Origin of the sequence: Ruminococcus sp. AF17-12, from assembly GCF_003479245.1 — a bacterium.
Taxonomy (GTDB): domain Bacteria; phylum Bacillota; class Clostridia; order Lachnospirales; family Lachnospiraceae; genus Blautia_A; species Blautia_A fusiformis.
Map to the genome: position 1 here is coordinate 19,551 of NZ_QUGY01000021.1, position 12,036 is coordinate 31,586.

Here is a 12,036-nt window from a genome sequence, read left to right on the forward strand (position 1 = left end):
ATGTTTGAAAAGATCGAGAATAAATGGACAGAAGATTCCGGTGATTATGATGATATGATCCAAAAACAATTGAATAACAAAAGAACGGTATCTCACTGGACAAAAGAATTGAAAAGACTTCTTGGACCTGAGCCCCTTCGTATTTTAGAAGTGGGCTGCGGCCCGGGTTTTATGAGCATCATAGCAGCGCGTCTGGGACATGATGTAAAAGCGATCGATGGTTCATCAGGAATGGTAGAAAAAGCCAGAAGGAATATGCGACAGTATCATCAACAGGTGGAAATCTGTGAGGAAGATGGTGTAACTTTGCCATTGGAACAAGAACAAAGCTATGATGTGATACTTTCCAGAGATGCGGTGTGGACATTATATGATCCGGAAAAAGCTTTCAGACGCTGGAAGGCTGTATTAAAACCAGGTGGAAGGATCATTTATTTTGATGGGGACTATCGTACCATCGAACCCACATTAAAAAATAAAATCCATATGAAAATTGCTGATTTTCTTATTTATGTTACAGAAAGAAAAACATATGGATCTGACGTGAAGGAAAACAGCGGAATTTATGAAAAGCTGCCATTTACATCGCAGAAGCGTCCGGAAGCGGACTTTCAGATATTAAAAAAGGTACGCTTTGCCAGGATCCAGATCAGAGAGAATCGCTGGCTAAACAGACCATGGACGATGGATTTCTGGAAATACGGATATCAGGGGAAAAAATTTATTGTAATAGCCACAAAGAAGGAGAAGTGACATGCAAAACGATAAGATCAAAGAGTACTGGGAAGGAGAAGCTGGCATTTACAGCGAAGGGATCAAGGCAGAATTGAAAAGTGAAACAGCAGAAAACTGGAAGAATCTGATTCTGGAGTATGCGCCGGAAAAAGAACATCTGGAAGTACTGGATGTAGGCTGCGGGCCGGGATTTTTTGAAATTATGCTGGGAAAAGAAGGACATCATGTGACCGGGATCGATATTACTGAAAATATGATCCATGAAGCAAAGGAAAATGTAAAGGCAGCAGGTTTATCCGCAGATCTGATGACTATGGACTGCCACAATCTGAATTTCCCGGATGAGACATTTGATATGATTATCTGCAGAAATATCACATGGACGCTGGATGATCCACAGAAGGCTTACAAGGAGTGGCTGCGTGTACTGAAAAAAGGCGGACGCCTTTTGGTATCGGACGCCTGCTGGTATCTGCATCTTTATGATGAAGAAAAGAAAAAGATTTACGAGGCACATGATGCTGCCATGTGGGAAAAATACGGAAGAGGTATCCATGCTCATGAAGATGCGGAAACAGGGAAAGAGCTCAGCAGTAAGCTGTTTATGAGTGATAAAAAGCGCCCGGCATGGGATCTGGATCACATGATGGAGATCGGCTTTTCCAAAGTGTTTGCCCTGAAGGACATCAGTGATATTTCCAGAACTTCCATGGATCGTGAGCTGAATAAGCTGACACCTCAGTTTTTAGTGGGTGGAGAAAAATAAGCGGACCGGCGTTAAATAAAACGCTGGACCCGCTCCATTGTAGTTTTTAGAATAAAGATATCCGTCAGTACATCACCGGTTTCCAGAGAATGGTTGGCGTTTTGGGTGAGAAAGAGAGGTACATCTTTCTGCGCTGCCAGTTTCTGGATGGAATCGGTTTCGGCCCAGGGATCTGCGGTGCCGTGGAAGGCGATGCTTCCGGCAAGAGGGAAGGAAAAGGTCTCTGCAAGAGGCGTGAACAGGATGCTTTTTACAGTCAGATCGTGTCGGGAAGCATAGGCAGAGGAGATGGCTGTACCAATGCTTTTGGAAATAAACAGAATGCTGCCATAGGAATTCCAGTCGATGCTGCCTAAGGAGCGTTCTGTTTGTTCCAGGGCAAGGTCAAAGGCCTGTTTCATTTTTTCAGGATCTCCTTTGACATTTTCCGGGAGGGTGCCATAGGATACAGTGCGGATTTTGTAGCCGTGTTTGCTGGCAAGGCGGCTGGTATAGTACAGAAGCGGCTTGTCAGCAGTGTATCCGATGCCCGGAAAAACAACAGCTAATTTCGGGGCATTTTTATCTGCTCCGGCTGTATGAGCGGAAACTTTTGTATAGAGCATCTGCAGCTGAAGCTTTTCCTGAAGCTCCTTTAAGGTAATGGAGATCGTACAGGAATCGGATGGAAGATAATCATAATCGGTAACAATGTCGTCCTCTTCCATGGAATAAACAATGTGTGAGGAACCCATGAGTTCCATGTCTTCTTCAATATCTGAAAGTAATTCTTCGTATGATTTCATTTTAGTTCAAACCTTCTTATTTAAAAAATCTTTTATTTTTACAGATTCTTCTATTATACTGGATTCATTGAATGACAGCAAGAGGTTACTGTTCACTGGCAATGTCCCGCGAGGTGTTTTTTTGTGAGAGAAGTTAAACCTTGCTTTTATCCTGCCTGCACGATATACTAATATAATACATATCTGACTAATGGAGGGTTTTACAAATGAAAATTGCAGCAACATACGATAATGGAAACATTTTTCAGCACTTTGGAAAAACGGAGTTTTTCAAGGTATATGAGGTGGAGGATAACAAGGTTATTTCCAGTGAAGTGATCAGCTCCAATGGCACCGGACATGGTGCACTTGCAGGACTTCTTGCAGAGCAGGGAATCAGCGTTCTGATCTGTGGCGGAATCGGCGGCGGCGCTCAGGCAGCACTTGCTGAGGCTGGTGTTGAGTTATGTTCCGGAGCACAGGGTGACGTAGATGCGGCTGTGGATGCTTATCTGAAGGGCGAGCTGGTATCCACAGGTGTGAACTGTGATCATCACCATCATGAAGATGGACATTCCTGCGGAAGCCATGAGGATGGACACTCCTGCGGCGGTCATGAAGACGGACATTCCTGCGGAGGCTGTGGCGGCGGATGCGGTTCCCAGCCATCTATCACAGGTCCTAATGTCGGAAAAACCTGCCGTACACATTACAGAGGAACCTTTAATGACGGGACACAGTTCGATTCTTCCTATGACCGTGGCGAGCCACTGGAATTCATCTGCGGAGCCGGACAGATGATCAAAGGCTTTGATGCGGCAGTTGCAAACATGGAGGTTGGCCAGGTGGTAGATGTTCATCTGATGCCTGAGGAAGCTTACGGTATGCCGAATCCGGATGCGATTTTTACACTTGAGATCGAACAGCTTCCGGGTGCTGAGGATCTTACTGTAGGACAGCAGGTATACCTCTCCAATCAGTATGGTCAGCCGTTCCCGGTTAAAGTTAACGCAAAAGATGAAAAAACCATTACTTTCGATGCTAATCATGAGATGGCAGGTAAAGAGCTGAATTTCAGAATTGAATTAGTAGAAGTGAAATAAGCAGGAACAGTGGGAGGTGCTGTATGGGAGCATATGGCATCTCCTTTTTTGTCTGAAGGGAGGAAGCTTTCCTGATGAGGATCGCTATGATACCATTTGGATTACTATCCGGTTTTATGGACAGCAAAGAAATCCGGATCACAGAGCTGGGTGAAGATGGATTTCGATTTCGGCTGGCAGAGGAATGCCCGGAACCGGAGCAGTTTCTGATCTGTTTTTATGATATGAAAAAAGCCGGGTACAGGAGAGTGGAGATCCGGAGGTTTGGGATGAGTGTAGCAGAGGAGCAATGCCTGCAGGATCAACAGCCAGTTGAAAAGAAAACCGGAAAATATTTTTACAGGGAATATTCTGTGAGAGTGGAACAGAAGGATTATGTACAGGAGGTTCGGCGGCTGGCCGGAGAGTACAACCGATATATCCGTCTGAAGCTGGAGGGAGACGATGGAGAGCTGGCGAAATCACTGACCGGTTATCCTGCGGAGCTGGATGAGATGCACTGCAGGAGTCTGGAGGAACAGAAGAAGCGGTGGTTTTTTAGAGAAAATGAAAAGGCTTCCGGAAATCCACAGGATACAATGGGTACAGAAGAATTAAGGCTTTTGGATAATACAGAGTTTGCCCTGGAATTAAACTGCACTTCCCTGTATGAAGAATATCTGTGCCAGCCGCTGCAGGCTTTTCTGGCGTCTTACTGGCAGAAGAATTATCTCACTCACAGTTATTTTGCAGGCCGGACACCGGACAGATTTTATATTGGAAATCAGTTCTGCCATAACCTGTTTCCGACAGAAGAGCAGCTTTTTTCTATCATGGATAAAATGTATTCGGAGGGATCGGAGATCACACTGGTATTTTCTTATATCCGGGAATTTATGCTTTCGTCTGTGGGAAAGCTTCTGGAAAAGGTGGATAACTGGTGCTGTATTCATGGGTTGAATGTGGAAATCGTAGTCAATGACTGGGCCATGGTGGAAATGCTCTGTGGAAAAACATCCCGCCTGCATCCTGTTCTGGGCACATTGCTCAATAAACGAAAAAAGGATCCGCGAATGAAATATAAATCCGGTGATACCTCATTATTTCAGCAAAACAGCCTGAATGCGGGGTTTTATCGGGATTTTCTGGCTGAAGAATTTCATATCCACAGATACGAATGGGAGTCCTGCGGATATCCACAGGAGCTTCCGCCGGGAAAAAACAGTCTGCATTTGCCTTTTTATCAGACAAACACTTCGCAGTACTGTCCATTGTATGCTTTGTGCACCACCGGAGATCGCGGTACACAGCAGCTTGCGGAGCACTGTCCGAAATTCTGTGAAAAATACGCACTGCTTTATCCGGAACATTTACACATGGCAGGGCGGTATAACTCCCTGTTTGGTGTGGATAAAACACTTCCGGAGTCAACGGAAATGTGGAAAAATATAAAAGGCACAAAGCCGGATCGCATTGTTGTTAATATATGACAGGTGATGAGCAGGCTGCGAAGGTGGAGTACGAATATCTGTTTGACAAGAATACATTGCGGAAAAAAGGAACAGGACATGGAGAACAGTATGAAAATAACAGCCGGGTTAGGCTCCATAGATGAATATGAACGTTTTGTGCAGGCAGGAGCAGATGAATTTTTCTGTGGCTATGTACCCTTTTCCTGGGCGGAAAAATACGGCACAGTAATGCCGTTAAATCGCAGGGAGGTTCTCTGCTGTAATGTTCAGCTTGGAGCATACAGTGAGCTGGAAATTCTTTCCCGGATGGTGAAAAAATATAAAAAGCCGGTGCATCTCACCTTCAATTCCCTGTATTATCTTCCGGAACAGTATCCGGAGATCGGAGATATCATAGAAAAGTGCATGGGAATTGGATTTCGAAGCTATATCATTGCAGATCCGGCGCTTCTTGTTTATCTGAAAAACAGGGGGATTTCCTGTGAGATCCATCTCAGCGGAGAGACAGGGGAAGTGAACAGCGAAATGCTGAAGATGTTCCGGCGCTTTCCTCTGAAGAGATTGATCTTTCATCGGAAAAACACGTTCCGGGATATGCAGTCTGTTATTGCATCTCAGAGAGAAGTGGAAAAACAGGCCGGAATCCGACCGGAGGCGGGAATGGAGTTCGAAGCCTTTGTGCTGAATGAAATGTGCCAGTTTACGGGAGCATTCTGTAATTCTCTTCACTGTGATGAGATGGGATATCTTTGCAGGGTGCCCTATTGGCTTGGAACTGTACGGAATGGTGAGGCTGTTCCGGAAAAAATAGTGGCTCTTCAGGAGCAGGCGTGGGATCAGGAACCGGATCTGAAAGCATATGATGAATCCGGATATCTTTGTGGTGAGACAGGCTGTGGACTGTGTGCACTGTACCAGCTGAAGCAGGCAGGGATCACGCATCTGAAGCTGGTTGGCCGGGGAAACTATGTGGATCACATGGAAAAAGATATCCGGAATTTGCGAAAAGCGTTGGAAATTCTGGACGCTGCAGAAAATGAGAGGGAATTTAAATGTACGTTAAAACGGATAGTGTTTCCGGCGGGGTGTAGCGAAAGATGTTATTATCAGTAACAAAAAGAGAAGCTTTTTTGAGTTAGAATAAATGATAAATGGGATGAAAACCAGAATCAGAAAAGGACATGGTGCAGATTGCAGATTTGACGGTCCTGGGAAAAAGCTATTTCCGGATTATTTGGGATCAATGGCGTGTGGAGCTCCTTTCTGAGTTCAGAGATCATTACATTTGCTGTGATCCTGATACTGGCGGGATCCGGGCGGAAAAAGAATGTATTTTCAGGAGAAAAGATATAAAATGAATTTCGAGCGTGTAAAAAGAGAAGAAGCAGATACAGTTCTGAAGCTGTACCGTTCATTGCTGGGGACGCCCTATTGTGTGTGGACAGAGGAGTATCCTTCAGAAAAAGAAGTGGAATTTGATCTTTCCAGAGATGCGCTGTTCTGTATGCGGGACGATGCGGGAAATATCGTAGGTGTGATCTCCATTGATGATGATCCAAATGTGGAATGTCTCACATGCTGGTCAGAAACCATGGTGCCGTCAGCGGAGGTCTCCCGGGTGGGAGTATGTCAGGAATTCCAGAATCAGGGGATTGCCGGGAAACTTCTTAAGGGTGTGATGGAAGAACTGAAGAAGCGGGGCTATAAAGCTGTACATCTTCTTGTTGCGAAGGACAATGTAAAAGCACTCCGTTCTTATGATAAGCTGAATTTTGAGAACGTGGGAGAGTGTGAACTCTGGGGACATATGTACTGGTGTTATGAGAAAGCATTATAAAAAATGAAAAACAGGTATCTTTTTGCCGGGCGGTAGATCGACCACCAATGTCAGATCGATAAGTGGTGGTCAATACACAGTCAGCAGAGAAGATACCTGTTTTTTGTTTGAAAGCAGATCAGATCCTCCGGCAGCTGTCCCTTTCGATCAGCTGGTGAGGTACAATGATCTTTGTGGCCGGAAGGCTCGGATTTTCGATATGACTGATCATCTGCGTGGCTGCTTCCATTCCAAGCTGCCCGGAGTTAATATCAATGGAGGTCAGCTGAGGCGAAGTCAGTCTGGCAAAAAGTGAGTTGTTAAAGGAAAGAATGGACAGATCCTCCGGTATGGAGATATCTGCTTCCATACAGATCCTTTCCAGGGAAAGCGCCAGAATATCATCACTGACAAGCACAGCTGTAGGGCGCTCCTCACTTAAAAGCAGCTTTCGAAGCTCCTGAAACTCATTCTGGGAAGCGGCAGGAACCTCTATACAGTATTCGGGCTGTACGGTTAATCCGTGGCTGATCAGCGCAGTCATGTAGCCGGTTTTGCGGTCTGCGGAAAAGACCAGGGAATTATCTACACCCAGATAAGCGATCTTCCGGTGGCCCAGAGCATAAAGATACTCCGTTGCCTCCTGTCCGGCCAGAAGGTTGTCATTATCGATATAGATCGTATGATTGGTGTATTGTGCCGGTTTTCCAATCAGGATATAGAGAAGTCCTTCACTGAAAAGAAAATCAATAACAGGATCATTCACACGGGAATAAAGAACAATAAATCCGTCAACCTTACCGCTTCTGGACATGGAACGTACTGCGTTAAGGATCTCTTCTTCATTCTGACCGGTAACAATGGTGCTGATATACTGATGTGCGTTACAGTAGTGGCTGATCCCCCGGATCGTCTCAAGGTAAAAGGAATTCTCGTATGTCTCCTTTGGGGATGGAGGCAGGATGATACCGATGGAGCGGGAAATCTGTGCTGCCAGGTTGCTGGCCTGGAAATTCGGCTCATAGCCAAGCTCCGCCATGGCTCTGCGTACACGTTCCTTGGTTTCTTCACTGATAGATGGATTATTTTTGCAGGTTCTGGAAACGGTGGACGGGGACACCCCGGCCAGAGCTGCCACATCTTTGATGGTTACTGCCATAAATTTGCCTCCTCACGGATATGCCGGATCAAAGCGGAAGTATGCCTCTGATCCGGCTTTTTTATCTCAGTCTGATAGAGATATTGTAGTTCATAACAAGGATACTGTCAAACATATTGCACGGAAAATTGCATGAAATTGCGTAAAAACAGATGCACAGAAAATCAGGTAGTGAGATGCAGACAGATTTCTGCTTGGCATGATGAAAAACTGCACAAAATCAGGATATAAAAATTGTAAGAAAGGTAGAAAAGACAAAAACGCATTGCACTTCATGCAAAATGGACGTATAATTTATGCAAACGATTGCGTAAATTATATGAATATGCATCCGTGAGAGGATAATAGATAAGATGCTCTGAGATACAGGGCTCAACATAAGGAGAGAAAAGATATGGATAAAAGAGCAGCCGGCATTCTGATGCCGATCACAAGCCTGCCGTCAGAGTACGGCATCGGATGTTTTTCAAAGAGTGCCTATGATTTTGTGGACTGGCTGAAGGAAGCGGGACAGAGCTACTGGCAGATCCTTCCGCTGGGACCTACCAGTTACGGAGATTCTCCGTACCAGTCCTTCTCCACTTTTGCGGGAAATCCGTATTTTATCAGCCTGAAGGCACTGGTGGAGGAAGGCGTCCTTACAAAGGAGGACTGTGATAAGGTCAGCTGGGGAAGAAGAGCAGACAGCGTAGACTATGAAAAAATCTACAAAGGCCGTTACAAGCTTCTCCGCAAAGCTTACGAAAACAGCAACATCAGCGAGAATCTGGATTATCAGAAATTTGTTGCAGAAAACAGCTGGTGGCTTTCCGACTATGCACTTTTTATGGCAGTAAAGGATCAGTTCGGCGGTGTTGAGTGGACAAAATGGGCAGAGGATATCCGCCTTCGCTGGGCAAATGCCATGGACTACTATCGCAGAGAATTATATTTTGATATTGAATTCCAGCAGTATATGCAGTTCAAATTCTATGAGCAGTGGATGAAACTGAAAAAATATGCCAACGAAAAAGGCATTCAGATCATCGGAGATATCCCGATCTATGTAGCTATGGACAGTGCAGATACCTGGGCTCATCCGGAGCTTTTCCAGCTGGATGAGGAGAATGTGCCGGTGGCTGTAGCCGGATGCCCGCCGGACGGTTTTTCCGCAACAGGACAGCTTTGGGGAAATCCACTGTACCGCTGGGATTACCACAGAAATACAGGATATCAGTGGTGGATTTCCAGACTGAGCTACGTATTCCGCCTTTATGACGTGGTAAGGATCGATCATTTCCGTGGCTTTGACGAGTATTTTTCCATTCCGTACGGTGCAGAAAATGCCATTGGCGGTCACTGGGAAAAAGGTCCCGGGATCGATCTGTTCCGCAAAGTGGAGCAGGCCCTTGGCTGGAAGCAGGTCATTGCGGAGGATCTTGGCTATGTGACAGATTCCGTGCGTCAGCTTGTCCATGACAGTGGATTCCCGGGAATGAAGGTCCTGGAGTTTGCGTTTGATTCCAGAGATTCCGGCTGTGCCAACGATTATCTTCCACACAACTATCCGGAGAACAGTGTGGCATACACAGGAACCCATGATAATGAGACCATCGCCGGATGGTGGAAGAGCATTATGGCAAAAGAGCGTAAGCTTGCCAGGGATTATCTCTGTGATAACTATACACCGGATAAAGAGCTGCATAAATGCTTTATCAGCCTGGTTATGAGAAGCAGTGCAAAGCTCTGTGTGATCCCTATGCAGGATTATATGGGCCTGGATAACAGCTGCAGAATGAACCAGCCTTCCACAGTAGGAAAGAACTGGAAGTGGAGGATCCGCAAAAGGGAGCTGACTGTGAAGCTTCAGAAAGAGATCCATGGTCTTGCACTTCGCTACGGACGTATGAACTGGTCTGATTAAAAGAGAGATCCAAGAGACATATTCCCTTTAAACGGGACGTGAAAGAAAGTAGAAAGATTTTAGATAGAATCATGATTTTTTATGTGATATAATGCTGTTTCGTGGAGGCAGCTGTCAGTAAAAGGTAAGGCTGACAGCTGCCTTATTGTATTTTTAGATCTGCGGTAAATGATAAAGTGATACATTTATATATGCAGAAGATCAGAAGGGAGTGTCTGATCTGTAGCAGTGGATAATCCTGAATAACGGAAGATTTTTTACAATAAGGGGAGAATTATGACAGGAAAAACACACGCGGCAGTCGGACTCGGAACAGTGCTGGCAGTTACACAGCCCTCTACGGTTTCCGGTCTGGTACTTGCGGCAGGAACAGGAATGCTTGGAGCATTGATCAGCGACATTGATGTGGGAACCTCCAAATCCCATAAGAATGCGAACCGGATCACGCTGATCGCGGTACTGCTTGTGGCAGCAGAGATCGCATTGAATTATCTTTATGATTTTTCCATCTGGGAAAAGATCCGCAATAACCAGTCTATGGCGCCGGTTGCCATGGGAGTTATTATTTTTATTGCAGTCTGCGCCTTTGGAAAAAATCAGCCGCACCGGTCATTTATGCATTCGATCATGGCTATGGCCATTTTAAGTGCAGCCATATCCATGGTGTCCGTGCAGCTGGTCCTTTATTTTGTGGTTGGATTCGCATCACATCTGGTGCTGGACTGCTTTAACCGGAAACGGGTACGGATCCTGTATCCGCTGCCGGGCGGCATTGCGCTGGATTTCTGTAAGGCAGGAGGCTTTGTGGATTCCCTGCTTTTTAAGCTTGGATCTGTAGCTGTGATCTTTGAGATCGTATATCTGGCTGTGCAGATGGGAGAGAACTGGAAGTTTTTTCGAATGTAGAGGATGTTTTATTTACCGATTACGGATAATTTTATATGGGCAGATATTGCAGGAATTAAGCCAAAAAAGGAGCAGATTTTCCAAATACGGAAGATCTGCTCCTTTTAACCGAATCAAGGGAGTCCCCTGCTTCAATTACGAATATCCGCCTGACGGTTTATAAGTGTGATCATTTATTCTTTCTGATCCTGCAGGCGCATGCTGTGTAAAGTACGTCTGTGGAAGAGTTCAGTGCTGTCTCACAGGAATCCTGGATCACGCCTACGATGAAACCGACACCAACTACCTGCATGGCAACATCATTGGGGATTCCGAAAAGGCTGCAGGCCATCGGGATCAGAAGAAGAGAACCGCCGGCAACTCCGGAAGCACCAGCCGCACTTGCAGCAGCCAGGATGCAGAGGATCAGAGCGGTCGGGAAGTCTACGCTGATACCGAGTGTATGTGCAGCTGCCAGAGCCATGATGGAAATGGTGATCGCTGCACCACCCATGTTGATGGTCGCACCAAGAGGGATGGAGATGGAGTAGGTATCCTCATCAAGTCCGAGATCCTTGCACAGCTCCATGTTTACCGGAATGTTGGCGGCAGAGCTTCTTGTAAAGAAGGCTGTGATACCACTGTCCTTCAGGCAGCGCAGAACCAGCGGATACGGATTCTGGCGTGTGCAGATGAAAGTAATAATCGGGTTGATCACCAGTGCAACAAAGAGCATGGTTCCCACCAGTACACAGATCAGACGGCCATAGCTTAACAGTACGCCAAGCCCCTGCTCGGAGATGGTTGTGAAGATCAGGCCCATGATACCAAATGGGGCAAGGCTGATGATCCATCTTACGGCTGTGGAGGTTGCATCGGAAATGTTTTCGATGACAGTCTTGGTAGTTTCACTTGCGGCCTTCAGTGCGATACCGAAGATGATGGCCCATGCAAGGATACCGATATAGTTGGCGTTGACAAGTGCGTCAACCGGGTTGGAAACAATGTTCATCAGAAGGTTTTTGAGGACCTCTGCAACACCGCTTGGCGGAGTGACGTCGGAAGTATTTGTATTTTCGGAAAAAGTCAGCATGATCGGGAACAGGCGGCTGGAGATCACAGCTGCCAGTGCTGAGAGTACATTTCCCAGAAGATAAAGTACAACAACGAATTTCATGTTTGTTTTCTGGCCTTTTCCCATGTGGCACAGAGAGCTCATTACCAGGAAGAACACCAGAAGCGGAGCAATTCCACGAAGAGCACCGACGAACAGATCACCGAGAATGGAGATCACAGATGCCTGGGGGATCGCAAGTCCGAGAATGATACCAACGATCAGGCCACAGATGATGCGCTTGATCAGGTTGATGCTGTTCCATTTTTGAATCAGTTTTTTCATAACTAGTTTCCTCTTTCCTATTGTGTGAGTGTGCTAAAAAATGCTGAGCCGCAAA

11 protein-coding genes are annotated in these 12,036 nt (G+C 46.0%); 8 read left to right on the forward strand and 3 right to left on the reverse strand.

All coding sequences use genetic code 11. The features are described 5' to 3' along the window. Window positions 1-753 carry a class I SAM-dependent methyltransferase gene (locus DWW77_RS16735; protein ID WP_118609167.1) on the forward strand — a complete coding sequence of 251 codons (753 nt, stop codon included), beginning with the start codon at window positions 1-3 and terminating at the stop codon, window positions 751-753. A 1-nt stretch (window position 754) separates the two neighbouring features. Then, entirely contained in the window at window positions 755-1,501 is a 747-nt protein-coding gene (locus DWW77_RS16740; protein WP_021650931.1) for a class I SAM-dependent methyltransferase, read from the forward strand. Between the two features lie 11 nt (window positions 1,502-1,512). On the opposite strand, the gene DWW77_RS16745 is transcribed toward DWW77_RS16740, so the two are convergent. Further along, window positions 1,513-2,286 (reverse strand): alpha/beta hydrolase, encoded by a 774-nt coding sequence (locus tag DWW77_RS16745; RefSeq protein ID WP_118609168.1) that lies wholly within the window; start codon window positions 2,284-2,286, stop codon window positions 1,513-1,515. Between the two features lie 206 nt (window positions 2,287-2,492). On the opposite strand from DWW77_RS16745, the gene DWW77_RS16750 reads away from it, so the two are divergent. The 4 genes from DWW77_RS16750 (at window position 2,493) to DWW77_RS16765 (ending at window position 6,656) form a co-directional block, all read left to right on the forward strand. Then, a complete protein-coding gene (locus tag DWW77_RS16750; RefSeq protein ID WP_118609169.1) occupies window positions 2,493-3,368 on the forward strand; it encodes a NifB/NifX family molybdenum-iron cluster-binding protein in 876 nt (291 codons plus the stop codon). 74 nt (window positions 3,369-3,442) lie between these two features. Further along, on the forward strand, window positions 3,443-4,837 hold the full coding sequence (locus DWW77_RS16755; protein WP_118609170.1) for a hypothetical protein: 1,395 nt from the start codon (window positions 3,443-3,445) through the stop codon (window positions 4,835-4,837). A 90-nt stretch (window positions 4,838-4,927) separates the two neighbouring features. Beyond that, window positions 4,928-5,932: a U32 family peptidase gene (locus DWW77_RS16760; RefSeq protein WP_118609183.1), complete on the forward strand. Its 1,005-nt coding sequence runs from the start codon at window positions 4,928-4,930 to the stop codon at window positions 5,930-5,932. A gap of 241 nt (window positions 5,933-6,173) precedes the next feature. Beyond that, window positions 6,174-6,656, forward strand: a complete 483-nt coding sequence (locus DWW77_RS16765; RefSeq protein WP_118609171.1) for a GNAT family N-acetyltransferase — start codon at window positions 6,174-6,176, stop codon at window positions 6,654-6,656. Window positions 6,657-6,774: 118 nt separating this feature from the next. On the opposite strand, the gene DWW77_RS16770 is transcribed toward DWW77_RS16765, so the two are convergent. After that, window positions 6,775-7,794, reverse strand: coding sequence for a LacI family DNA-binding transcriptional regulator (locus DWW77_RS16770; RefSeq protein WP_118609172.1), 1,020 nt, complete (start codon window positions 7,792-7,794; stop codon window positions 6,775-6,777). 394 nt (window positions 7,795-8,188) lie between these two features. On the opposite strand from DWW77_RS16770, the gene malQ reads away from it, so the two are divergent. Then, window positions 8,189-9,697 (forward strand): 4-alpha-glucanotransferase, encoded by a 1,509-nt coding sequence (gene malQ, locus DWW77_RS16775; protein ID WP_118609173.1) that lies wholly within the window; start codon window positions 8,189-8,191, stop codon window positions 9,695-9,697. A 276-nt stretch (window positions 9,698-9,973) separates the two neighbouring features. Next, window positions 9,974-10,603 carry a metal-dependent hydrolase gene (locus DWW77_RS16780; protein WP_118609174.1) on the forward strand — a complete coding sequence of 210 codons (630 nt, stop codon included), beginning with the start codon at window positions 9,974-9,976 and terminating at the stop codon, window positions 10,601-10,603. Window positions 10,604-10,772: 169 nt separating this feature from the next. Here the strand turns inward: DWW77_RS16780 and sstT are convergent, their stop codons facing one another. Beyond that, a complete protein-coding gene (gene sstT / locus DWW77_RS16785; RefSeq protein WP_118609175.1) occupies window positions 10,773-11,981 on the reverse strand; it encodes a serine/threonine transporter SstT in 1,209 nt (402 codons plus the stop codon). Window positions 11,982-12,036: the final 55 nt, after the last annotated feature.